Consider the following 23,352-nt stretch of genomic DNA (forward strand, 5'->3'; position numbering starts at 1 on the left):
ACTAGAGCCCCGAGCCCGGCTTCCGTTACCATGCCGGATTGATTTCTAGGGGACGCCGAATGGAATTCGTGCTCTATCTGTTGTTGGGCGCCTGTGCCGGTGTGCTGGCCGGGCTGTTCGGCGTGGGCGGCGGCATCATCATCGTGCCGGTGCTGGTGTTCAGCTTTACCCTGCAGGGTTTCGACGCTTCGGTGCTGACCCACCTGGCCGTCGGCACGTCACTGGCCACCATCGTCTTCACCTCGATCAACGCCGTGCGGGAGCACCACCGCAAGCGCGCGGTGCAATGGCCGATCTTCATCTGGATGACCATCGGCATCCTCCTGGGGGCCGGTGTCGGTGCCAAGACCGCTTCGCTGATCCAGGGCCCACTGCTGCAGAAGATCATCGGTGTGTTCGCCCTGGTCATCGCCGCCCAGATGGCCCTTGACCTCAAACCCAAGGCCAGCCGTGGCGTCCCCGGTAAACCTGGGCTGATCGGTGCAGGTGGCGTGATTGGCTGGGCCTCGGCCATTTTCGGCATTGGCGGTGGTTCGCTGACGGTGCCGTTCCTCACCTGGCGTAGCCTGCCCATGCAGCAAGCAGTGGCCACGTCATCGGCCTGCGGCCTGCCGATTGCTGTGGCCAGTGCCCTGAGCTTCATGCTGCTGGGTTGGCACGAGGAGCACCTGCCGCCCCACAGCCTGGGTTACGTGTACCTGCCGGCGCTGGTCGGCATTGCCGTGACCAGCATGTTCTTCGCCCGCTTCGGCGCGCGCCTGGCGCACAAGCTGTCGCCCCGTTTGTTGAAACGCCTGTTCGCAGCCCTGCTGTTCTGTGTCGGCCTCAGCTTTTTGATTTGAATCGAGAGGAAGTTCCATGCTGCCTTACCCGCAGATAGACCCCGTGGCCTTGGCCATCGGGCCGCTGAAAATCCATTGGTACGGCCTGATGTACCTGATCGGCATCGGCGGTGCCTGGCTGCTGGCCTCACGCCGGCTGAACCGCTTCGACCCCACCTGGAGCCGCGAGAAGCTGTCCGACCTGGTGTTCTGGCTGTCGATGGGGGTGATTGTCGGCGGGCGCCTGGGCTATGTGCTGTTCTACGACTTGCACGCCTACCTGGCCAATCCGACGCTGATCTTCGAGGTATGGAAAGGCGGTATGTCGTTCCACGGCGGCTTCATCGGCGTGATGCTGGCGGCCTTGTGGTTCGGCAAGCGCAACAACAAGTCGTTCTTCGAGCTGATGGACTTCGTCGCCCCGCTGGTACCGATTGGCCTGGGTGCCGGGCGTATCGGCAACTTCATCAACGCCGAACTGTGGGGCAAACCCACCGACGTGCCATGGGCGATGATCTTCCCGCCGTTCAGCGATCCGGCCCAGTTGCCGCGCCACCCGTCGCAGCTCTACCAGTTCGCCCTTGAGGGCGTGGCGCTGTTCGTCATCCTGTGGCTGTTCTCGCGCAAGCCACGGCCGACCATGGCGGTGTCAGGCATGTTTGCGCTGTTCTACGGTATCTTCCGCTTCATCGTCGAATTCGTGCGGGTGCCGGATGCCCAACTGGGTTACATCGCCTGGGGCTGGCTGACCATGGGTCAGATTCTCTGTGTGCCGATGATCCTGGCTGGCCTCGGTCTGATCTGGTGGGCTTATAATCGCAAGCCCACGGCGAAACCCGCCTGATTAATCCCACGGCAGGGGCGATCCCCCTGCCGTTTTTGCTACAGGTAAGCCATGAAACAGTATCTGGACCTGGTCCGCGACGTCATTGATAACGGCACGTTGCAGGGAAACCGCACCGGCATCCGCACCATCAGCCTGCCGGGCGCGATGCTGCGTTTCGACCTGCAGAAGGGCTTTCCGGCCATTACCACGCGCAAGCTGGCGTTCAAGTCGGCGATCGGTGAAATGGTCGGTTTCCTGCGTGGCGTGAAGAACGCCGGTGAGTTCCGTGAGCTTGGCTGCAAGGTCTGGGACCAGAACGCCAACGAAAACGCCCAGTGGCTGGCCAACCCGTTCCGCCAGGGCCATGACGACCTGGGCGAGATCTATGGCGTGCAATGGCGCCAGTGGCCGGGCTACAAGCGCATCCCGCTGAGCAACCCGGCGGCCATCGAAATGGCCGAGCAAGCCGGTTTCCGCCGCATTGCCCAGGACGAAGAGGACGGCGTCGCGTTCGTCATCCTGTACAAGGCGATCGACCAGGTGCGCCAGTGCCTGGACACCATCGCCAACGACCCGGGTAGCCGCCGCATCCTGTTCCACGGCTGGAACTGCGCGCAACTGGACGAAATGGCACTGCCACCGTGTCACTTGTTGTACCAGTTCCACCCGAATGTCGAGACCAGGGAAATTTCCCTGACCCTCTACATCCGCTCCAATGACCTGGGGCTGGGCACGCCGTTCAACCTCACCGAAGGCGCGGCGCTGCTGTCGCTGTTTGGCCGCCTGACCGGCTATACACCGCGCTGGTTCACCTACTTCATCGGCGATGCCCATGTGTATGAAAACCACCTGGACATGCTCAACGAGCAGCTCAAGCGCGAGCCGCTGGAAGCGCCGAAGCTGGTCATCAGCGACCGTGTGCCGTCGTTTGCCGAGACTGGTAAATACGAGCCGGAGTGGCTAGAGAAGATCGAACCGAGTGATTTCTGGCTGGAAGGCTATGAGCACCATGCGCCGATGACAGCGCCGATGGCGGTCTGATAGATCTTCATTGTTCGAACTGGCCTCTTCGCGGGTGAACCCGCTCCTACGGGGTACTGCACAGGCCTAAGTCCTGCGCGGTCCATGTAGGAGCGGGTTCACCCGCGAAGCTTCTGGCTTAATGCCCATGACTCCGCCCCACATGCGAATGCTCGGTATCCGGCACCGATACCGCCCCGTTCGTCTCCAGTTGCTGCAAGATCGCGCATTCACTCCCCTGCGCGTTGCAGCGCCGCCGCAGCTCCACCAGCTGCTCCTGCAATGCCACCAGGCCATCGATCCGCGCCTGAACATGCTCGATATGCTCGTCGATCAGCGCATTGACGCTGCCGCACGCGTCGGCGGGGCTGTCGCGCAGGCGTAGCAGGCTGCGAATTTCGTCCAGGGTCATGTCCAGCGTGCGACAGTTGCGGATGAAGGTCAGCCGCTCCACATGGGCCTGGGTGTACAACCGGTAGTTGCCCTCGCTGCGCGCCGGCTCCGGCAGCAGGTTTTCACGCTCGTAGTAGCGGATGGTTTCCACCGCGCAGTCGGTGGCTTTGGCCAGTTCTCCGATCTTCATCGCGAAATCTCCAGCAAGTGGCTTGACCCTATAGTGGCTACAGGGTGTTCACTTGGCAACAGGCTCAATTTAAGGATGACCCCATGAACCAGCCTGTCAGCCACGAACACAAGCATCCGCACGATCACGCTCATGGTGATGACGACCATGGCCATGCTGCCCACGGCCACAGCTGCTGCGGCGCCAAAGCCGCGCCGCCGCTGGTGCAACTGAGCGAAACGGCCAGTGCCCAGGCACAACTCAGCCGTTTCCGCATCGAGGCCATGGACTGCCCCACCGAGCAGACCCTGATTCAGGACAAACTGAGCAAGCTGGCCGGTATCGAACAGCTGGAATTCAACCTGATCAACCGCGTGCTTGGCGTGCGCCACACCTTGGACGGCACCGCCGATATCGAGCGGGCTATCGACAGCCTGGGCATGAAGGCCGAGCCGATTGCCGCCCAGGACGACGGCAGCGCCAGCGTGCCACAACCGGCCAAGGCCCGCTGGTGGCCACTGGCATTGTCGGGCGTCGCCGCGATCGCCGCCGAAATCGTGCACTTTGCTGCACTGGCCCCTGAGTGGGTGGTAGCGGGACTGGCGCTTGCCGCGATCCTCGGTTGCGGCCTGGGTACCTACAAGAAGGGCTGGATTGCCCTGAAAAACCGTAACCTCAACATCAATGCGCTGATGAGTATCGCCGTGACGGGGGCCGTATTGATCGGCCAGTGGCCGGAGGCGGCGATGGTCATGGTGCTGTTCACCGTTGCCGAACTGATCGAAGCGCGCTCGCTGGACCGTGCGCGCAATGCCATCGGCGGGTTGATGCAGCTGACCCCGGACATGGCTACGGTGCAGCAGGCCGATGGCCAGTGGCGCGAGCTGGACGTGCGTGAGGTGGCCATCGGCGCACTGGTGCGGGTGCGCCCTGGTGAGCGCATCGGCCTGGACGGTGAAGTGACCAGCGGGCAATCCAGCGTGGATCAGGCACCGATTACCGGCGAAAGCCTGCCTGTGGAGAAGGGGGTGGGCGACAAGCTGTTCGCTGGCACCATCAACCAGGCGGGGGCGCTGGAGTTTCGCGTCACCGCCGCTGCCGGGCAGTCGACCCTGGCGCGGATCATCAAGGCTGTGGAGGAAGCGCAGGGCGCGCGGGCGCCTACCCAACGCTTCGTCGACCGATTCTCGCGTATCTACACCCCGGTGGTATTTGCCATTGCGCTGGCCGTGGCGCTGTTACCCCCGCTGTTCATGGCTGGCGCCTGGTTCGACTGGGTTTACCGCGCCTTGGTGCTGCTGGTGGTGGCCTGCCCCTGCGCGCTGGTGATCTCGACCCCGGTGACCATCGTCAGTGGCCTGGCGGCCGCTGCGCGCAAAGGCATCCTGATCAAGGGGGGCGTGTACCTGGAGGGTGGCCGCCATCTGGATTTCCTGGCCCTGGACAAGACCGGCACCATCACCCATGGCAAGCCGGTGCAGACCGACGCCAAGGTGCTGGCGCCGCTGTTCGAAGACCGTGCGCAAGCCTTGGCGGCCAGCCTGGGCGAGCGTTCGGACCACCCGGTGTCCCGCGCCATTGCCGAGTTCGGCAAGCAGCAAGGCCTGGCCTTGAGCGAGGTCAGTGACTTCGCCGCCCTGGCCGGGCGTGGCGTGCGTGGTGTCATCGCCGGTGAGGTCTACCACTTGGGCAACCACCGCCTGGTCGAGGAACTGGGGCTGTGTTCGCCAGCGCTGGAGGCCCAACTGGATGCGCTGGAGCGCCAGGGCAAGACCGTGGTCCTGCTGCTCGACCGATCCGGCCCTCTGGCACTGTTCGCCGTGGCCGACACGGTCAAGGACAGCAGCCGTCAGGCGATCGCCGAATTGCATCAACTGGGTATCAAGACTGTCATGCTGACCGGTGACAATCCGCATACTGCGCAGGCCATTGCCGCCGTGGTGGGGATCGACCGCGCCGAGGGCAACCTGTTGCCGGCCGACAAGCTGAGAACCATTGAGGCGTTGTACGCCCAGGGCCATCGGGTGGGCATGGTCGGTGACGGCATCAACGACGCCCCGGCACTGGCCCGCGCCGAAATCGGTTTTGCCATGGCTGCTGCCGGCACCGACACCGCCATCGAGACGGCCGATGTGGCGCTGATGGACGATGACTTGCGCAAAATCCCGGCCTTCGTCAGGCTGTCGCGCCAAAGTGCGGCGATTCTCATGCAGAACATCGTCCTGGCGTTGGGCATCAAGGCGATATTTCTGGCGATCACCTTCGCCGGCATGGCCACGATGTGGATGGCGGTGTTCGCTGATATGGGCGTGAGCTTGCTGGTGGTGTTCAACGGCTTGCGCCTTTTGCGCAAATAGAGGACGTACATGCTGAGTTCCGAGCTGAAGGCCTTCTACATGGTGGCCCGTCTGGGCAGCATCACCCAGGCGGCGAAGAAGCTTGGCCTCAGCCAGCCCACGGTGACCACGCAGATCCGCAGCCTGGAAGGCCAGTACGCCGTGGAGCTGTTCTACCGCGGCGGGCGGCGCCTGGTGTTGAGCGAGGAGGGCTTACGCCTGCTGCCGATGGTCAAGGCGCTGCTGCAGCAGGAAGCCGATATCGAGTTCGAGCTGCGCAACAGTGGGCAGGCCCAGGGCAGCCTGCGCATTGCGGCCACTGCGCCTTACTACATTCTCGACCTGGTCAAGATCTATCGCGAACGCTTGCCGCAGGTTGAAGTGGCGGTGGAGATCGGCAACTCGCAGCAGGTGCTGGAAATGCTCGAGGATTACCGGGTGGATATTGCCGCGTCGTCGCAATGGGTGGAGGACGCGCGGTTGGTGCGGCGGATACTGGGCACTGACCCCTTGGTGGTGGCGGTGCACCGCAACCACCCTCTGGCCCAACGCCAGACGGTGTCGATCGAGGTGGTGTCGGGGCATTGCCTGCTGATGCGCGAGAAGGGCTCGACCACACGCAAGCTGACCGAGCAGATGATGCAGGAGGCCGGGGTCAAGGCCGGCGCCCTGATGGAGATCGGCAGTCGCGAGTCGATCCGCGAAGCGGTGCTGCGCAATATCGGCATCAGCGTGATTGCCCGTCATGAGGTGCCGCACAACCCCGAACTCCGGGTGCTGGCGCTGGAGAATGCGCCGGTGATGCACGAGTACCTGTATTGCCTGAAGGAACGGCGCCAGGCCCGGTTGCCGGCGGCATTCCTGGGGGTGGCGCAGGAAGTGGCCGGTTCGCAGTTCTAGATTTTTGCTGGCTTCTTCGCGGGTAAACCCGCTCCTACATTTCAGCGTACCCGCGTGCCTGCATTTTCCGCGAACATGCATGCCGTTGTAGGAGCGGGTTTACCCGCGAAGAGGCCGGCACAGGCCACTACTAAATCTGCCTATACCACTATCACCGGCTTTTGCCTTAAAGCCACAGAACCTTCGCACAGCCTGCCTAGCATGGCCCCATCTCTTCGATGAGGCCATGCCATGAACCACACCACCCCCGGCGCACAGATAAAAGTGTGCAACATCCACAAGCGCTTCGGTGCCTTTACGGCGCTCAACGATGTCTCGCTGGACATCGCCGCGGGCGAACTGGTGTGCCTGCTCGGCCCGTCCGGTTGTGGCAAGACCACGCTGCTGCGTTGCATTGCCGGCCTGGAGCGCCAGGATCGCGGTACGCTGTACATCGGCGAACGCGATATCTCCGATCTGTCACCCCAGGCGCGGGACTACGGCATCCTGTTCCAGTCCTATGCGCTGTTTCCCAACCTTACCGTCGAAGCCAATATCGCCTATGGCCTGACGGGCAGTGGTCGCGAGCAGGCCCGTCAGCGGGTGGCCGAAATGCTCGAACTGGTTGGCCTGTCTGGCAGCGAGAAGAAGTACCCAGGCCAGCTCTCCGGTGGCCAGCAGCAACGTGTGGCCCTGGCCCGCGCGCTGGCACCGTCGCCATCGCTGCTGCTGCTCGATGAGCCGATGTCGGCGCTGGACGCCCGGGTGCGCGAGCACTTGTGCACCGAACTGCGTCAGCTGCAGCGCCAACTGGGCATCACCACGTTGATGGTTACCCACAACCAGGACGAGGCCATGTTGATGGCCGACCGCATCGCGGTGATGAACAACGGCCAGGTCGAGCAGTACGCCACCCCGCAGGAAATCTATGACCACCCGGCCACGCCGTTCGTGGCCGAGTTCGTCGGCCAGGGCAACTGGCTGCCGTTCCAGCGCAGCAGCGACAGCCATGCCCTGGTCGGCGACATGAACATGCGCCTGGCGCCGGGTTCAGCCCAGGCCAGCAGTGGCCGGCTGTTCTGCCGCCCGGAAGCGATCACGGTCAACCCGGTGGTGCACGAAGAGAACCTGTTCCCGGCCATGGTCCGCGAAATCACCTTTCTCGGTAACCGCTGCCGCATGAGCTTTGAACTCAAGGCCCTGCCAGGCCATGCCCTGCTGGCCGAGCTGGCCCCTGAGGCCATGCCGCGCCTGGGCTCGCAGGACATCTGGGTGGCGTTGCCGCCGCAGAGCCTGCAGGTGTTTGGCTGAGATGGCCGCGCCAATGTCCCTGCCGTTGAGCCAGGCCAAAGCCGCGCCGCGTGCTGGCATCGCCCTGGGTGACCGGCTGTTCGTCGTCGGCGGCAAGAGCCTGCTGCTGATCCTGTTGGTGCTGGCCGTGCTGATGCCGTTGCTGGCGATCTTCTGGCGTGGTTTCAGCGGTGAAGCGGGCCAGGGCGGTGGCTTGCTGGCGGCCCGTGAACTGTTCACCAGCGCCAGCTTCCATTGGTTGCTTGGCAACAGCCTGTCGGTGGCCTTCACCGTCGCGGCCATTGTGGTACCGCTGGCCTATTTGTTCGCCTTTGCCCTGCAACGCACGTTGATTCCGGCCAAGGGCCTGTGGCGGGGGATTTCGCTGCTGCCATTGCTGGCACCGTCGATGCTGCCGGCCATCGCCCTGGTCTACCTGTTTGGCAACCAGGGCCTGCTGCGTGGGTTGCTCAGCGACAATATCTACGGCTTCTGGGGCATCGTGCTGGGCGAGGCCATCTACACCTTCCCGCATGCGCTGATGATTCTGCTGTCGGCACTGTCACTGGCCGATGCTCGCCTGTTCGATGCGGCCTCCAGTATGGGGGCAGGCTCGTGGCGTGCGTTCACCAGCATCACCTGGCCGGCCTCGCGCCAGGCGGTATTCGCGGCGTTTTGCCTGGTATTCACGCTGACTATCACAGACTTCGGTGTACCGGTCGTGGTGGGGGGCGACTATCAAGTGCTGGCGCTGGAAGCCTACAAGGCGGTGGTGGGCCAGCAACAGTTCGGCCGTGGCGCGCTGATCGGCATGGTGCTGCTGTTGCCGGCCCTGTTCAGCTTTACCGTCGACGCCTGGCTGCGTAGACGCCAGGGCGACGCCATGGGTGGCCGTGCGCAGGTGTTCGAACCCAAGCCATCACGCGGTCGTGATGCCTGCTTCCTGACCATTGTGCTGCTGGTGTGCGCGGCGTTGCTGGTGGTGATCGGTATGGCGGTGTACTCCTCGCTGGTCACTTTCTGGCCCTACAACCTGTCGTTGTCGCTGCGCCACTACCTGTTCGAAGACACTGCCGGTGGCGGCTGGCTGGCCTACCGCAATAGCGTGACCATGGCCATTGGCACCGCACTGATCGGCAGCATCGTGATCTTCACCGGTGCCTACCTGATGGAGAAGACCCAGGGCCAACGCCTGCTCAACCATGCGCTGCGCCTGCTCAGCTTCATCCCCATGGCCGTGCCGGGCCTGGTGCTGGGCCTGGGCTACGTATTCTTCTTCAACCTGAACGGTAACCCGCTGCATGTGCTGTACGGCGGCATGGGGTTGCTGGTGGTGTGCACCATTGCCCATTACCTGACCACCGCGCAGATGACCGCGACCACCGCCCTGCGCCAGCTCGACGGCGAGTTCGAGGCTGCCGCGATGTCGCTGAAAGCGCCGCTGTACAGGCACTTCCTGCGCGTGACCGTGCCGATTTGCCTGCCGGCACTGCTGGACATCATCCGCTACCTGTTCGTATCGGCGATGACCACCGTGTCGGCAGCGATCTTTCTGTACAGCCCCGACACCATCCTGGCTGCCGTTGCCGTGCTGAACATGGACGACGCCGGCAACGTTGGCGGTGCCGCCGCCATGTCCACCTTGATCCTGCTGACCAGTGCCGGCGCTTCACTGTTGCTGGCTGCAGCCTCGCGCGGCCTGCTGCGCCGCTCCCAAGCCTGGCGCCAACGCGCCGCGACCGTCTGACCTGTAAGGAACCTACCCATGCACAAGCACCTTGCACTTGCCGTTGCCGTTTCCGCCGTGTTCAGCCTGCAGGCTTCGGCCGCCGATACCCAACTGACGGTCTACACCGCCCTGGAAGCCGAGCAGCTGAAAACCTACAAGCAGGCCTTTGAGAAAGCCAACCCGGATATCGAGATCAAGTGGGTGCGTGATTCCACCGGCATCATCACTGCCAAGCTGCTGGCGGAGAAAGAGCGCCCGCAAGCTGACGCTGTGTGGGGGCTGGCGGCATCGAGCCTGGCCATCCTCGACCAGAACGGCATGCTCGAAGCCTATGCGCCAAAGGACCTGGGCAAGATCTCCGGCAATTATCGCGACGCCGCCAACCCGCCAGCCTGGGTCGGCATGGACGTGTGGGCCGCCACCATTTGCTTCAACACCATCGAGGCCGAGAAACAGGGCCTGAGCAAACCGGTGAGCTGGCAGGACCTGACCAAGCCTGAGTACAAAGGCAAGATCGTCATGCCCAACCCGGCCTCGTCCGGCACCGGCTTCCTGGATGTCAGTGCCTGGTTGCAGACCTTTGGCGAGCCGCAGGGCTGGGCCTACATGGATGCGCTGCACCAGAACATCGGCCAGTACGTCCATTCCGGCTCCAAACCGTGCAAGCTGGCGGCGGCGGGCGAGTTCCCGATCGGTATTTCGTTCGAATACCCGGCCGTTCAGCTCAAGCGCCAAGGCGCGCCGTTGGACATCGTGTTGCCAAAGGAGGGTTTGGGCTGGGAGATCGAGGCAACCGCAGTGATCAAAGGCTCGCCCAAGGCAGATGCGGCCAAGCGCCTGGCCGATTTCTCGGCCAGCCCGGCGGCCATGGAACTGTACAAGGAAAACTTCGCCGTACTGGCCGCGCCGGGCATCGCCAAGCCGCAGACCGAGCTACCGGCGGATTATGAGCAGCGGCTGATCAAGAACGACTTTGCCTGGGCCTCGAAGAACCGCGACCAGATTCTGGCCGAATGGCGCAAGCGCTATGACGGCAAGTCGGAGAAGGTGGCCCAGCAGTAACGCTTCACTATTGCAGGGCCGGCCTCTTCGCGGGTAAACCGTGAAAGGGCCGGCCCTGCTGGCCAATTTCCACCCGCCGTTCACTGTTGCTGCCGCTACCGTATTCGCGGGTAAACCCGCTCCTACACCGGATTGGTGGTGGGCGCACATCGGTGGTTGGACACAGGCCGCCGTGTAGGAGCGGGTTTACCCGCGAAGAGGCCGGCCCTGCTGGCCAATTTCTACCCGCCGCTCACCGTTGCCGCCGCCACCGTATTCGCGGGTAAACCCGCTCCGGATTGGCGGTGGACACACATCGGTGGTTGTACACAGGCCGCCCGTAGGAGCGGGTTTACCCGCGAAAGGGCCGGCCCTGCTGGCCAATTTCCACCCGCCGTTCACCGTTGCCGCCGCTACCGTATTCGCGGGTAAACCCGCGAAGAGGCCGGCCCTGCTGGCTCAAATCTGTGAAACCAGCGCCTCCAACTGCTCCTGCCGCTCAGCCTGATTCAGCTTCGCCCCGGGATTCAGGGTGGACCACTGCGGGTGCGCCCGCGCTTTGACCAACGCCTCCGGCAACTTGCCCTCGCGCCAGGCCTTTTCATCCAGCTCGCCCAGGCGAATGCTGTCCTGCGCCGCATGCCCGCGGTTATCCAGCGCCACCATCAACTGCTGCTGACGCAAGGCCAGCAAACGCAATACAGTGTCGTCCACGGTCAGCTCGCGCTTGCCCTTGAGCTTGCCCATCAACCGTGACCCATAGTTGCGCGCCGTCTGCAGCGCGCCACCGGCAATCGCCCCGGCCAGCGCCGCTGCGCCGAGGGTAAGGCCACCAACCAGCAAATCGACCCCGGCCCCCGCTGCCGCCCCCGCCGCCACGCCACTACCCAGGCGCACGCCCAGCAGTTTCAACGTCTCTGGATTGAACAAATCATCGCCCCAGCGGCCGTCCAGCAATGGCAGGTCGCTGGCATGGGCATCCTCGCGGCGGAAGGCATACAGCTTGAGCAAGGCTTCGACGCAGCGTTGTTCACGTTGGCGAATGTCCTGACGCAGCGCCGCGATGGCCCGGGCTTCTGCCGCCGATTCGGCCTCGACACTGCGCCGGCATGCAGCGCAATCGAGCAGCAGTTCGGCAATCAGGCGCTTGCCGCTGTGCCGGCGTGCCAAACGCTGTGCCTGCTGGTCGTCGATCAGCCGTTGCAGCGCCGGGCGGGCGTTTTCCAGCAGCAGCGCCAGGCTTTCGTACAAACGGCGCTCGCCATCCTCTGGCGGGGCCACGCTGTCGAACCGGACCAATGCGTGAAGCCCAAGCCGGGCAAGGGCTTCACGCCATTCCGGCTCACGGTGCTGGCTGCTGGCGACGAAGTTGAGCACCGGCAGCAACGGCTTGCCGCAGTTGGCCAGTACTTCCAGTTCGTCGCGGTACTTGGCCAGCACCGGCTCGCGCGCATCAATCACATACAGCCCGGCATTACTGGCCAGCAATTGGCGCAATACCTTGGCCTCCTGCTCGAAACGTTGGCGCGCTTCGCTGCCCTGCAGAAAGCGCTCCAGCCGGGCCGGGCCGTCCAGGCGCTCGCCCGGGCGCTCCAGACGTTCAAGGTAGTCGAGCAGGGCGATGGCATCTTCCAGGCCGGGCGTGTCGTACAGCTCCAGCAAGGGTTCACCGTCCACAGACAGCCGCGCACCTTCCACATGGCGGGTAGTGCTGGGGCGGTGGGACACTTCGCCAAAACCGACGTCGCGGGTCAGGGTGCGCAGTAGCGAGGTTTTGCCAACATTGGTATGGCCGACCACGGCCAGTTTCAGTGGCTCAGTCATGGCCATGCTCCAACCAGGTCAGCGGTGAGGTGTCGGCATGTTGCAGGCCAAGGCGGTCAAGGGCTTCGTGCCAATCGCCCAGGCGCTCGGCATCGAGGGGCTGGCCCGGTGCAGCCTGCAGCAGCCAGATACGGGTTGCGCCGGCATTGCGCGCCAGTTCGGCGAGCAGCGCCAAGCTGCCGCGGTCCGGCGAGCGGCGTGGGTCGCAGGCGATGGCCAGGCGTGCCGGTGGGAAGCGGCTGAGCTGCTCCAACAACCGGTTGCGTGATTCGCGGCTGTCGAGCACGCCGGCATCGGTCACGCTTTTGGGCAGGGCCGGTGGCCAAGGGCGCTGGTCGTCCAGCTCCAGGCCCACCAGCAGGGCACCGCTGCTGCCGCTTTCCAGCTGCCCGGCGGCAAACTGTGGCAAGGCTTGCGGGGCAGCATCCTGCACGCCGATGCGCTCGCTGCGCGGCATCAGTGCCTCGCGCAGTTGCGCGTAGCCGGGCAGGCCCAGGTCCAGCGTCAGGCGTTCACGGCCCTGGCGCCAGCGCCACAGGCATAGCCCGGCCAGCAGCAGGCGGGGCAGCAGGCCGTATACCAGCACCACGCCGAGCAGCCAGCTGGCCCAGGCCTGGCGTGCCATGTCCAGGGCCGGCAGGCTGTCGCCGCTGGCGCGGATCATGGTTTCGTCGGGCACGGCGAAGTCTAGCAACGAGGGCAGGGCGCCCAGTGCTTGGGTCAGGTGAATGAACGGCTCGGCGGCGAGCAAGGTGGTTTCCCAGACAAAGCCATAGCGTCGGGTCGCCAGCAAGGCCAGCAGCATGCCTAGCGCGGTGAGCATCGCCAGCAGCCACAGACCGTGTACCAACAGGCCGAGCAGCCACCGGTTGAGGCGTTGACGTTGCAGCAGCACCAGCAGCGCTGGCGCCAGGTGCGCGGCCTTGGCATCGCGGGCAAAGCGTTCGCTTAGCCATAGCCACAAGCGGCCCAGCCCTGCGCCATGCTCGCCGCTCAGGGCAAAACCCATGGCCCAGCCCAGCAGCATCAGCAGGTTCAGCCCGAGCAGGCTGCCCAGCGCCCAGAACACATTCACCGGGCGCTGCCCGTCACCGAGGGCGGCCAGCCCCAGGCCTGCGCCGCTGAGCACGGCCAGCAGCAGCAGGGCCAGCAGCGCCAGGCGCGCGCCCTGCTTCCAATGGCGCAGGGCGCCGGTCATGTCATCGCGCTCGGCCAGGAACAGCGCACGTGTTTCGATGCGCGTGGCCAGGTCGCCACCTATCTGGCGGGCGTAACGGTTGGCTTCCTGGTCTTCCAGCGGGCCGGCATGTTCTTCGCGCAGGCGTACCGCTTCGGTGAGCCAGCGCTTGTCCAGTGGCGTGGGTGCAGTCACAAGGTCTTCCATTGCACAGGTCAAGGCAGAAGCATAACCCACACGCCCGGTGCTATCCTCGCCGGCATGAATACATCACTCCCCCTCAGCCTGATCGCGGCTTATGCCGAGAACCGCGTGATCGGCATCGACAACTCCATGCCCTGGCATTTGCCGGGGGACTTCAAATACTTCAAGGCCACCACCCTGGGCAAGCCGATCATCATGGGGCGCAAGACCTGGGACTCGCTGGGGCGGCCGCTGCCTGGGCGGCTGAACATCGTGGTCAGCCGCCAGCCGGGGCTTGAACTGGCGGGTGCCGAGGTGTTCGCCTCGCTTGAAGAGGCGTTGGTGCGGGCCGAGCAGTGGGCGCGCGAGCAGGGCGTCGGTGAGCTGATGCTGATTGGGGGCGCGCAGCTGTATGGGCAGGCGCTGGAGAAGGGGCTGGTCAGCCGTATGTACCTGACGCGGGTTGAGTTGGCGCCAGAGGGGGATGCGTGGTTCCCGGCGTTTGATGAAGGGCAGTGGAGGCTGACTTCTAGCGAGGCACAGGCTGAGGAAGGTAAGCCGGTGTATCACTTCGAGGTTTGGGATAAGGGTTGAGATTGTTGGGGGCTGCTTTGCAGCCCTTCGCGGGTGAACCCGCTCCTACAGCAGCCTGCGGCCAATCACCAATGTGTGTCCACCACCCTGTAGGAGCGGGTTTACCCGCGAATACGATAGCGGCGGCAACGGTGAACGGCGGGTGAAAATTGGCCAGCAGGCCTGGCCCTTTCGCGGGTGAACCCGCTCCTACGGGGGCGCAGGGGTTCAGGTTTTGAGCAAGACACGAGCGGTCTTGTCGCGAAAGGGGCGCAATGCGCCCCGGCGATCTGTCAGGTGTGGCTCAGCTCGGCATGTTCATCACCGGCCAGCACTTCCTTGTCAGTCTCTTTCAACAGCTGGCTGGTGACAACGCCCGCCGTCATCGAACCGTTCACGTTCAACGCCGTACGGCCCATGTCGATCAGCGGCTCCACCGAAATCAGCAACGCCACCAGTTCCACCGGCAAGCCCATGGCTGGCAGCACGATCAGCGCGGCAAAGGTGGCACCGCCGCCCACGCCGGCAACCCCTGCAGAGCTCAGCGTGACGATGGCCACCAGGGTGGCGATCCACAGCGGGTCGAAGGTGTCGATGCCTACCGCTGGCGCGACCATCACCGCCAGCATGGCAGGATAGAGCCCGGCGCAGCCGTTCTGGCCAATGGTGGTGCCGAACGATGCGCTGAAGCTAGCGATCGATTGCGGCACGCCCAGACGGCGGGTTTGTGCCTCGATGTTCAGCGGAATGCTGGCGGCGCTGGAGCGGCTGGTGAAGGCGAAGGTCAGCACCGGCCACACCTTGCGGAAGAAGCGCAGCGGGCTCACACCGGTGGCGGCGAGGATGATGCCATGCACCACGAACATCAACCCCAGGCCCAGGTACGACACCACCACGAAGCTGCCCAGCTTGAGGATGTCCTCCGTGTTGGAGCTGGCCACGACTTTGGTCATCAACGCCAGCACGCCATAGGGGGTCAGCTTCATCACCACGCGCACCAGACGCATCACCCAGGCCTGCAGGGTGTCGATGGCCGACAGGGCGCGCTCGCCCTTCTCGGCGTCGTCCTTGATCAACTGCAGCGCGGCCAGGCCGAGGAACACCGCAAAGATCACCACGCTGATGATCGAGGTCGGCTTGGCCCGCGCCAGGTCGCCTACCGGGTTGCTGGGGATGAACGACAGCAGCAGTTGAGGGATGTTGAGGTCGGCGACCTTGCCCGCGTAGTCACTGTGGATAACCTGCATGCGTGCGCTTTCCTGGGCGCCGGCCACCAGGCCCTCGGCGCTGAGGCCGAACAGGTTGGTCAACACAATGCCGATCAGGGCGGCAATGGCCGTGGTCAGCAGCAGGGTGCCGATGCTAAGCGCGCTGATGCGGCCCAGTGAAGAGGCATTGTGCAAACGTGCCACGGCACTGAGGATCGAGGCGAAGATCAGCGGCATGACGATCATCTGCAACAGGCCGACATAGCCGTTGCCGACCAGGTCGAGCCACGCGATGGTTGCCTTGAGCACGGGGTGGCCAGCGCCATAGATCGTGTGCAGCACAAGGCCGAAGACCACGCCCAGCACCAGGCCAAGCAGTACCTTCTTGGCCAGGCTCCAGTCGGTGCGGCGGGTTTGTGCCAGACCCAGCAACAGGGCCAGGAACGCCAGCAGGTTGAGTGACAGCGGCAGGTTCATTGAAGCTCCAGCAGAAAAAAGCAGAAGTGGCATCGCCTCTGTGAGCGATTGCGAACGGAAATGCTAACAGCCTGAAAACAAACGAATTTATACCCAAATGGAATTTACATAGTCGTTTATGGAATAACGGGATGTCGCAGATTGCAATGAACAAGGCGTTTGCAGCTGCCTGGAGGTCGTTATCGGGGGCTTGCAGTGGGGATTGTTGCACTAGCGTTTCTGGGTCATTTCAGGAGATTCGTACATGAAAGTCGCTGTGAAAGCCGCCGCCATCGGCCTGTCCCTGCTGTTCAGTATCGAAACCTTCGCCACGGAGCTCAAACACTGGCCTGCCGACGCGGCCAAACAGCTCGACACCATGATCGCCGCCAATGCCAACAAGGGTAACTACGCGGTGTTTGACATGGACAACACCAGTTATCGCTATGACCTGGAAGAAGCCTTGCTTCCGTTTATGGAAAACAAGGGCCTGCTAAGCCGCGACAAGCTCGACCCTTCGTTGAAGCTGATGCCGTTCAAGGACACTGCCGAGCACAAGGAAAGCCTGTTCAGTTATTACTACCGGCTGTGTGAAATCGATGACATGGTCTGCTACCCGTGGGTAGCCCAGGTGTTCTCGGGCTTTACCTTGCAGGAGCTGAAGGTGCAGGTGGATGAGCTGATGGCTTCGACCAAGCCGATCCCCAGCACCTATTACGAAGGCGACCAGGTCAAGGCCATCGAGGTTCAGCCGCCCAAGGTCTTCAAGGGCCAGGCCGAGCTGTACAACAAGCTGATGGAGAATGGCATCGAGGTTTATGTGATTTCGGCGGCCTCCGAAGAGCTGGTGCGCATGGTCGCCTCGGACCCCAAGTATGGATACAACGTGAAGCCCCAGAACGTGATTGGCGTGAGCCTGCTGCTCAAGGACCGCGCCAGCGGCCAGCTGACCACTGCGCGCAAGCAGATCAGCGCCGGGCAATACGATGCCAAGGCTAACGAGGGCCTGGAGCTGACCCCTTACCTGTGGACCCCGGCCACCTGGATGGCGGGCAAGCAGGCGGCGATCCTTACCTACATCGATGAGTGGAAGAAACCGGTGCTGGTGGGCGGCGACACGCCGACCAGCGATGGCTACATGCAGTTCCACGGGGTGGATGTGGGCAAAGGCGGTATCCACCTGTGGATAAACCGCAAGGCCAAGTACATGGACCAGCTCAACGGGATGATTGCCAAAAATGCGGCGGCACAGGCCAAGGAAGGGTTGCCGGTGACGGCCGACAAGAACTGGGTGATCGTCACGCCGGAGCAGATCCAGTAAATCTTGCCCTACCTGTGCGGCCCCTGTGGGAGCGGGCGTGCCCGCGAAGGGGCCGGTGCAGGCATAAAAAACCGGCGCCCAGGGCGCCGGTTCTTATTTCACGCCAAAAGCACCTCAGAGGCCTTCCAGCATCGCCTTGTTACGCACAGCGCCTTTGTCGGCACTGGTGGCCAGCAGGGCATAGGCCTTGAGCGCGGTGGTCACCTTGCGTGGACGGACCTCGGCTGGCTTCCAGCCCTTCTTGTCCTGCTCGACACGGCGTTCCGCCAGCTCTTCATCGCTGACCAGCAGGTTGATCGAACGGTTAGGGATGTCGATCAGTACCTTGTCGCCGTCGCGCACCAGGCCGATGGCGCCGCCCGCCGCGGCCTCTGGCGAGGCGTGGCCGATCGACAGGCCCGAGGTACCGCCCGAGAAGCGACCGTCGGTGAGCAGGGCGCAGGCCTTGCCCAGGCCTTTGGACTTGAGGTACGAGGTCGGGTAGAGCATTTCTTGCATGCCCGGGCCGCCTTTCGGGCCTTCGTAGCGGATGATCACGATGTCGCCGGCTTTCACCTCGTCGGCGAGGATGCCGCGCACGGCGCTGTCCTGGCTTTCGAAGATCTTCGCGGTGCCCTCGAACACGTGGATCGATTCGTCGACACCGGCGGTTTTGACCACGCAGCCATCCAGCGCGATGTTGCCGTACAGCACGGCCAGGCCGCCCTCTTGCGAGTAGGCGTGTTCAAAGCTGCGGATACAGCCGTTTTCACGGTCGTCGTCGAGGGTTTCCCAACGGGTCGACTGGCTGAATGCGGTCTGGGTCGGGATACCGGCAGGGCCAGCCTTGAAGAAGGTGTGCACGGCTTCGTCATCGGTCTGGGTGATGTCCCATTTGGCGATGGCTTCTTCCATGCTGCGGCTGTGCACGGTCGGCAGGTCGGTGTGCAGCAGGCCGCCACGGGCCAGCGAACCGAGGATGCTGAAGATGCCGCCGGCGCGGTGGACGTCTTCCATGTGGTACTTCTGGATGTTCGGCGCCACTTTGCACAGCTGCGGCACTTTGCGTGACAGGCGGTCGATGTCGCGCAGGTCGAACGCCACTTCGCCTTCCTGTGCTGCTGCCAGCAGGTGCAGGATGGTGTTGGTCGAACCGCCCATGGCGATGTCCAGCATCATGGCGTTTTCGAACGCTTTGAAGTTGGCGATGCTGCGTGGCAGTACCGACTCGTCATTCTCGCCGTAGTAGCGCTTGCACAGCTCGACGATGGTGCGGCCGGCCGTGAGGAACAGCTGCTCGCGGTCGGAGTGGGTGGCCAGGGTCGAACCGTTGCCCGGCAAGGCCAGGCCCAGGGCTTCGGTCAGGCAGTTCATCGAGTTGGCGGTGAACATGCCGGAGCACGAACCGCAGGTCGGGCAGGCGCTGCGCTCGTATTCGGCGACTTTCTCGTCGGAGGCCGTGGAGTCGGCCGCGATGACCATGGCATCGACCAGGTCCAGGCCGTGGCTGGCCAGCTTGGTCTTGCCGGCTTCCATCGGGCCGCCGGAAACGAAGATCACCGGGATGTTCAGGCGCAGGGCGGCCATCAGCATGCCGGGGGTGATCTTGTCGCAGTTGGAGATACAGACGATGGCGTCGGCGCAGTGCGCATTGACCATGTATTCCACCGCGTCGGCAATGATTTCGCGGCTTGGCAGCGAGTACAGCATGCCGTCGTGGCCCATGGCGATGCCGTCATCGACCGCGATGGTGTTGAATTCCTTGGCCACGCCACCGGCGCGTTCGATTTCGCGGGCCACCAGCTGGCCCAGGTCCTTCAGGTGCACATGGCCCGGGACGAACTGGGTGAACGAGTTGGCGATGGCGATGATCGGTTTCTTGAAGTCTTCGTCCTTCATCCCGGTGGCGCGCCACAGGGCACGGGCGCCGGCCATGTTGCGGCCTTGGGTGGAAGTCTTGGAACGATAATCAGGCATGAAACACTCCTGGCGGCTTAATCAGGTCACAAATAGGGGAGTGAGCTTCTCTTGTCCTTTGCGCCGCAGGCCGGTTGCCACTGGCACGGATGGGGCCAAGACCGCGCGGGATCGCCGCGTGCTTGACCAGAGCTCATAAACCCGCCGGGGATGACTGGCGATGAATAGGCCGATTCTACACCGCTGGCGCGGTGAGGGAATGCAGATGTGGATGGTTGGCGGGGGGATTGCGGCAGGAAAGGGCCGCTGGGCGGCCCTTTTTGGCAGATATCAGCTGTTTGGCAGTAACCGGCAGGTGATGCTTTTGATGTAGCGGGTTTCGGCGATGGCCGGGTGTACCGGGTGATCCGGGCCCTGACCGCCTCGCTCAAGCAGCTGCATGTTGCGGTCCAGGTGGCGGGCACTGGTCAGCAGGATGTTGTTCAGGTCGTCCTCGGGCAGGTGCATTGAACACGAGGCGCTGACGAGGATGCCGTCTTTGTTCAACATGCGCATGGCCTGTTCGTTCAGGCGGCGGTAGGCCGCTTCGCCGTTTTTCAGGTCCTTCTTGCGCTTGATGAAGGCAGGTGGGTCGGCAATGATCACGTCGAAGCGTTCTTCGGCCGCCTTGAGCTCGCGCAGGGCTTCGAACACGTCGCCTTCGATGCAGGTCAGCTTCTCGCTGATGCCGTTCAGTGCAGCGTTACGCTCCACGCCGTCCAGGGCAAAACCCGAGGCATCGACACAGAACACTTCGCTGGCGCCAAAGGCACCGGCCTGCACGCCCCAGCCGCCGATGTAGCTGAACAGGTCGAGTACACGCTTGCCCTTCACGTACGGTGCCAGGCGGGCGCGGTTCATGCGGTGGTCGTAGAACCAGCCCGTCTTCTGGCCTTCGCGCACCGGAGCTTCGAACTTGACGCCGTTCTCTTCCAGCGGCACCCAGTCCGGCACTTCGCCGTAGACGGTCTCGACATAGCGCTGCAGGCCTTCGGCGTCGCGCGCGGCCGAATCGTTCTTGAACAGGATGCCGCTGGGCTTGAGCACCTGCACCAGTGCGGCGATCACATCATCCTTGTGCGCTTCCATGGTGGCCGAGGCCAGCTGCACCACGAGGATATCGAAGAAGCGGTCGACCACCAGGCCCGGGAGCAGGTCGGAGTCACCGTAGACCAGGCGGTAGCACGGCTGGTCGAACAGGCGCTCGCGCAGCGACAGGGCGACGTTCAGGCGGTGTACCAGCAGCGACTTGTCCAGCGGCAGCTTGATGTCGCGTGACAGCAGGCGGGCGCAGATCAGGTTGTTCGGACTCAGCGCGACGATGCCCAGCGGCTTGCCGTTGGCTGCCTCGAGAATGGCCTGCTGACCCGCCTGGAAGCCTTGCAAAGGGGTCGCGCTGACATCGACTTCGTTGCTGTAGACCCACAGGTGGCCGGCGCGCAGGCGGCGGTCGGCATTGGCTTTGAGGCGAAGGCTGGGCAGGGACATGACGTCGCTCCGGGAAAAAGAGCGGGATTATAGCGTGTCTGCTGTGCTTTCGCCTTTAGAGGTGTGGTAACTGGGAGCGCTTAGAGGGTTAAAATGCCGCGTCCTAAACGAGTGTGCACGTATGTCCCAAGAACTCAGCGCCGAACAGATCCAGCAAGCCTTGCAAGGCATCACCATCCCGCCTCAACCGCAGATCATGGTCGATCTGCAGTTCGAGCAGTACATGCCTGACCCAGACCTGGAAACCATCGCCAAGCTGATTTCCCAGGACCCGGGCCTCTCTGGCGCCTTGCTCAAGCTGGTCAACTCTCCGCACTTCGGCTTGTCGAACAAGATCGGTTCGATCCAGCGTGCGGTGAACCTGCTGGGTAGCCGTTCGATCATCAACCTGATCAACGCCCAGTCGATCAAGGGCGAGATGAGTGACGAGACCATCGTTACCCTCAACCGCTTCTGGGATACCGCCCAGGACGTCGCGATGACCTGTCTGACGCTGGCCAAGCGTACCGGCATACAGGCGGCGGACGAGGCCTATACCCTTGGCCTCTTCCATGACTGTGGCGTGCCGTTGATGCTCAAGCGCTTCCCCGATTACATGGACGTGCTGGAAGAGGCATACGCCAAGGCCGACGAAGAAACACGCGTGGTCGATACCGAAAACCGCACGTTCAACACCAACCATTCAGTGGTCGGCTACTTCACAGCCAAATCCTGGCGCTTGCCCGAGCACCTCAGTGCGGCCATCGCCAACCACCACAATGCCTTGGCCGTGTTCCGCGACGATACCTCGCGCAATACCCAGAGCCAGCTGAAAAACCTGCTGGCTGTGCTGAAGATGGCTGAGCATATCTGCGCGTCCTACCGGGTGCTGGGCAACCAGGCGGTGGACCACGAATGGAATGTGGTGGGCCCCTTGGTGCTCGATTACATTGGTTTGTCGGAATACGATTTCGAAAACCTCAAGCAGAACATTCGCGAGTTGGGCGGACACTGACACATGCCGGAATTGCCAGAAGTAGAAACCACCCGACGCGGTATTGCGCCACACCTGGAAGGCCAGCGGGTCAGCCGTGTGGTGGTTCGCGACCGGCGGCTGCGCTGGCCGATCCCGGAAGACCTCGATGTGCGCCTGTCGGGGCAGCGCATCGTCAGCGTGGAGCGACGCGCCAAGTACCTGTTGATCAATGCCGAAGTGGGGACGCTGATCAGCCACTTGGGCATGTCGGGCAACTTGCGGCTGGTCGAGTTGGGCTTGCCGGCGGCCAAGCATGAGCATGTCGACATCGAGCTGGAGTCTGGGCTGATGCTGCGTTACACCGACCCTCGCCGCTTTGGTGCCATGCTGTGGAGCCTGGACCCTCTGAACCATGAGTTACTGCTGCGCCTGGGGCCTGAGCCGCTGACCGACCTGTTCGATGGTGAACGGCTGTTCCAGCTGTCCCGCGGGCGGTCGATGGCGGTCAAGCCGTTCATCATGGACAACGCGGTGGTGGTAGGGGTGGGCAACATCTACGCCACCGAGGCGTTGTTTGCCGCCGGTATCGACCCACGCCGGGAGGCGGGTGGGATTTCCCGGGCGCGCTACCTGAAACTGGCGATCGAGATCAAACGGGTGCTGGCGGCGGCGATTGAGCAGGGCGGTACAACCCTGCGTGACTTCATCGGTGGCGATGGGCAGCCGGGCTACTTCCAGCAGGAACTGTTTGTGTACGGGCGTGGCGGGCAGCCGTGCAAGGTATGCGGCACTGAGTTGCGCGAAGTGAAGCTGGGTCAGAGGGCGAGCGTGTACTGCCCGCGCTGCCAACGATGAAACGTTCGCTGCGAACCTGTTGAAGCGAAACCTGAACGTTGGCGCGGTAACTGTGGGAGCGGGCAAGCCCGCGAAGCAGGCGACGCGATGAATGGCACCGGCTACGCGGGTGTTCGCGGGCACGCCCGCTCCCACAGGGACCGTGCAGGGAAGGGCAGTGATCAGCCCTTGCCAGGCACAGGTAAGGGGGCGATCACGCAGATCTCTTCGCCTGAAGCGAAACCTGAATGTTGGCGCGGTAACTGTGGGAGCGGGCAAGCCCGCGAAACAGGCGACGCGATGAATGGCACCGGCTACGCCGGTGTTCGCGGGCATGCCCGCTCCCACAGGGGCCGTGCAGGAAAGGGCAGTGATCAGCCCTTGCCAGGCACAGGTAAGGGGGCGATCACGCAGATCTCTTCGCCTGAAGCGAAACCTGAATGTTGGCGCGGTAACTGTGGGAGCGGGCAAGCCCGCGAAACAGGCGACGCGATGAATGGCACCGGCTACGCCGGTGTTCGCGGGCATGCCCGCTCCCACAGGGACCGTGCAGGGAAGGGCAGTGATCAGCCCTTGCCAGTGATCCGACGATACTTGGCCATCAGCTGTTCTTCGGTTTCCGGGTGCGCTTCATCCAGCGGGATGCAGTCGACCGGGCAGACCTGCTGGCACTGCGGCTCGTCGTAATGGCCTACGCACTGGGTGCACAGGTTAGGGTCGATCACGTAGATCTCTTCGCCTTGGGAGATAGCCTCGTTCGGGCACTCGGGTTCGCAGACGTCGCAATTGATGCAATCGTCGGTGATGATCAGGGACATGGGGACTCCGGCCGGGGCTCACAGCCCGGGCATGTTCAACGCAATGGGCACAATTGTGCCGCATTCGCGCCCGCAG

19 protein-coding genes are annotated in these 23,352 nt (G+C 63.5%); 12 read left to right on the forward strand and 7 right to left on the reverse strand.

The window, feature by feature from the left end; all coding sequences use genetic code 11:
* Window positions 1–59: 59 nt before the first annotated feature.
* Genes C4Q27_RS13120 through C4Q27_RS13130 form a run of 3 tightly spaced genes read left to right on the forward strand, consistent with a single transcriptional unit; the run spans window position 60 to window position 2,688 of the window.
* Window positions 60–842 (forward strand): sulfite exporter TauE/SafE family protein, encoded by a 783-nt coding sequence (locus C4Q27_RS13120; protein ID WP_003249024.1) that lies wholly within the window; start codon window positions 60–62, stop codon window positions 840–842.
* A gap of 16 nt (window positions 843–858) precedes the next feature.
* On the forward strand, window positions 859–1,665 hold the full coding sequence (gene lgt, locus C4Q27_RS13125; protein WP_003249027.1) for a prolipoprotein diacylglyceryl transferase: 807 nt from the start codon (window positions 859–861) through the stop codon (window positions 1,663–1,665).
* Window positions 1,666–1,716: 51 nt separating this feature from the next.
* Window positions 1,717–2,688: a thymidylate synthase gene (locus C4Q27_RS13130; RefSeq protein WP_003249029.1), complete on the forward strand. Its 972-nt coding sequence runs from the start codon at window positions 1,717–1,719 to the stop codon at window positions 2,686–2,688.
* 118 nt (window positions 2,689–2,806) lie between these two features.
* Here C4Q27_RS13130 and cadR read toward each other — a convergent pair whose 3' ends face one another.
* Window positions 2,807–3,250 (reverse strand): cadmium resistance transcriptional regulator CadR, encoded by a 444-nt coding sequence (gene cadR / locus C4Q27_RS13135; RefSeq protein ID WP_019439122.1) that lies wholly within the window; start codon window positions 3,248–3,250, stop codon window positions 2,807–2,809.
* An 83-nt stretch (window positions 3,251–3,333) separates the two neighbouring features.
* Here cadR and C4Q27_RS13140 point away from each other — a divergent pair, with 83 nt between their 5' ends.
* From C4Q27_RS13140 to C4Q27_RS13165, 5 genes are all read left to right on the forward strand, one after another.
* Window positions 3,334–5,586 carry a heavy metal translocating P-type ATPase gene (locus C4Q27_RS13140; RefSeq protein WP_104886933.1) on the forward strand — a complete coding sequence of 751 codons (2,253 nt, stop codon included), beginning with the start codon at window positions 3,334–3,336 and terminating at the stop codon, window positions 5,584–5,586.
* Window positions 5,587–5,595: 9 nt separating this feature from the next.
* Window positions 5,596–6,465, forward strand: a complete 870-nt coding sequence (locus C4Q27_RS13145) for a LysR family transcriptional regulator (RefSeq protein ID WP_003249038.1) — start codon at window positions 5,596–5,598, stop codon at window positions 6,463–6,465.
* Window positions 6,466–6,696: 231 nt separating this feature from the next.
* Complete coding sequence (locus C4Q27_RS13155; RefSeq protein WP_104886934.1) at window positions 6,697–7,755, forward strand: putative 2-aminoethylphosphonate ABC transporter ATP-binding protein; 1,059 nt, start codon at window positions 6,697–6,699, stop codon at window positions 7,753–7,755.
* A 1-nt stretch (window position 7,756) separates the two neighbouring features.
* The gene (locus C4Q27_RS13160) at window positions 7,757–9,481 is read left to right on the forward strand and encodes a putative 2-aminoethylphosphonate ABC transporter permease subunit (RefSeq protein ID WP_104886935.1); all 1,725 of its coding nucleotides are present in this window, start codon (window positions 7,757–7,759) and stop codon (window positions 9,479–9,481) included.
* 18 nt (window positions 9,482–9,499) lie between these two features.
* Complete coding sequence (locus C4Q27_RS13165; RefSeq protein WP_014592747.1) at window positions 9,500–10,525, forward strand: putative 2-aminoethylphosphonate ABC transporter substrate-binding protein; 1,026 nt, start codon at window positions 9,500–9,502, stop codon at window positions 10,523–10,525.
* A gap of 438 nt (window positions 10,526–10,963) precedes the next feature.
* Here the strand turns inward: C4Q27_RS13165 and C4Q27_RS13175 are convergent, their stop codons facing one another.
* Both C4Q27_RS13175 and C4Q27_RS13180 read right to left on the reverse strand, forming a co-directional pair.
* Window positions 10,964–12,328: a GTPase/DUF3482 domain-containing protein gene (locus C4Q27_RS13175; protein ID WP_104886937.1), complete on the reverse strand. Its 1,365-nt coding sequence runs from the start codon at window positions 12,326–12,328 to the stop codon at window positions 10,964–10,966.
* Entirely contained in the window at window positions 12,321–13,712 is a 1,392-nt protein-coding gene (locus C4Q27_RS13180; RefSeq protein ID WP_104886938.1) for a DUF2868 domain-containing protein, read from the reverse strand. Before C4Q27_RS13180 ends, C4Q27_RS13175 begins: the two co-directional genes overlap by 8 nt.
* A gap of 54 nt (window positions 13,713–13,766) precedes the next feature.
* On the opposite strand from C4Q27_RS13180, the gene C4Q27_RS13185 reads away from it, so the two are divergent.
* On the forward strand, window positions 13,767–14,282 hold the full coding sequence (locus C4Q27_RS13185) for a dihydrofolate reductase (protein WP_003249048.1): 516 nt from the start codon (window positions 13,767–13,769) through the stop codon (window positions 14,280–14,282).
* 272 nt (window positions 14,283–14,554) lie between these two features.
* Here C4Q27_RS13185 and C4Q27_RS13190 read toward each other — a convergent pair whose 3' ends face one another.
* Window positions 14,555–15,946 carry an L-cystine transporter gene (locus tag C4Q27_RS13190; RefSeq protein WP_064493536.1) on the reverse strand — a complete coding sequence of 464 codons (1,392 nt, stop codon included), beginning with the start codon at window positions 15,944–15,946 and terminating at the stop codon, window positions 14,555–14,557.
* A 244-nt stretch (window positions 15,947–16,190) separates the two neighbouring features.
* Between C4Q27_RS13190 and C4Q27_RS13195 the strand changes: the two genes are divergently transcribed.
* Window positions 16,191–17,246, forward strand: a complete 1,056-nt coding sequence (locus C4Q27_RS13195) for a phosphorylcholine phosphatase (protein WP_104886939.1) — start codon at window positions 16,191–16,193, stop codon at window positions 17,244–17,246.
* Between the two features lie 114 nt (window positions 17,247–17,360).
* Here C4Q27_RS13195 and ilvD read toward each other — a convergent pair whose 3' ends face one another.
* On the reverse strand, window positions 17,361–19,202 hold the full coding sequence (gene ilvD, locus C4Q27_RS13200) for a dihydroxy-acid dehydratase (RefSeq protein WP_003249056.1): 1,842 nt from the start codon (window positions 19,200–19,202) through the stop codon (window positions 17,361–17,363).
* Window positions 19,203–19,472: 270 nt separating this feature from the next.
* Window positions 19,473–20,669, reverse strand: coding sequence for a class I SAM-dependent rRNA methyltransferase (locus C4Q27_RS13205; protein ID WP_004575470.1), 1,197 nt, complete (start codon window positions 20,667–20,669; stop codon window positions 19,473–19,475).
* A 175-nt stretch (window positions 20,670–20,844) separates the two neighbouring features.
* On the opposite strand from C4Q27_RS13205, the gene C4Q27_RS13210 reads away from it, so the two are divergent.
* Entirely contained in the window at window positions 20,845–21,663 is an 819-nt protein-coding gene (locus C4Q27_RS13210) for an HDOD domain-containing protein (RefSeq protein WP_172835041.1), read from the forward strand.
* 3 nt (window positions 21,664–21,666) lie between these two features.
* A complete protein-coding gene (gene mutM, locus C4Q27_RS13215; protein ID WP_010955661.1) occupies window positions 21,667–22,479 on the forward strand; it encodes a bifunctional DNA-formamidopyrimidine glycosylase/DNA-(apurinic or apyrimidinic site) lyase in 813 nt (270 codons plus the stop codon).
* Window positions 22,480–23,024: 545 nt separating this feature from the next.
* Here mutM and C4Q27_RS13225 read toward each other — a convergent pair.
* On the reverse strand, window positions 23,025–23,276 hold the full coding sequence (locus tag C4Q27_RS13225) for a YfhL family 4Fe-4S dicluster ferredoxin (RefSeq protein WP_003249063.1): 252 nt from the start codon (window positions 23,274–23,276) through the stop codon (window positions 23,025–23,027).
* Between the last annotated feature and the right edge of the window lie 76 nt (window positions 23,277–23,352).

The organism is Pseudomonas sp. SWI36 (assembly GCF_002948105.1).
GTDB lineage: Bacteria > Pseudomonadota > Gammaproteobacteria > Pseudomonadales > Pseudomonadaceae > Aquipseudomonas > Aquipseudomonas alloputida.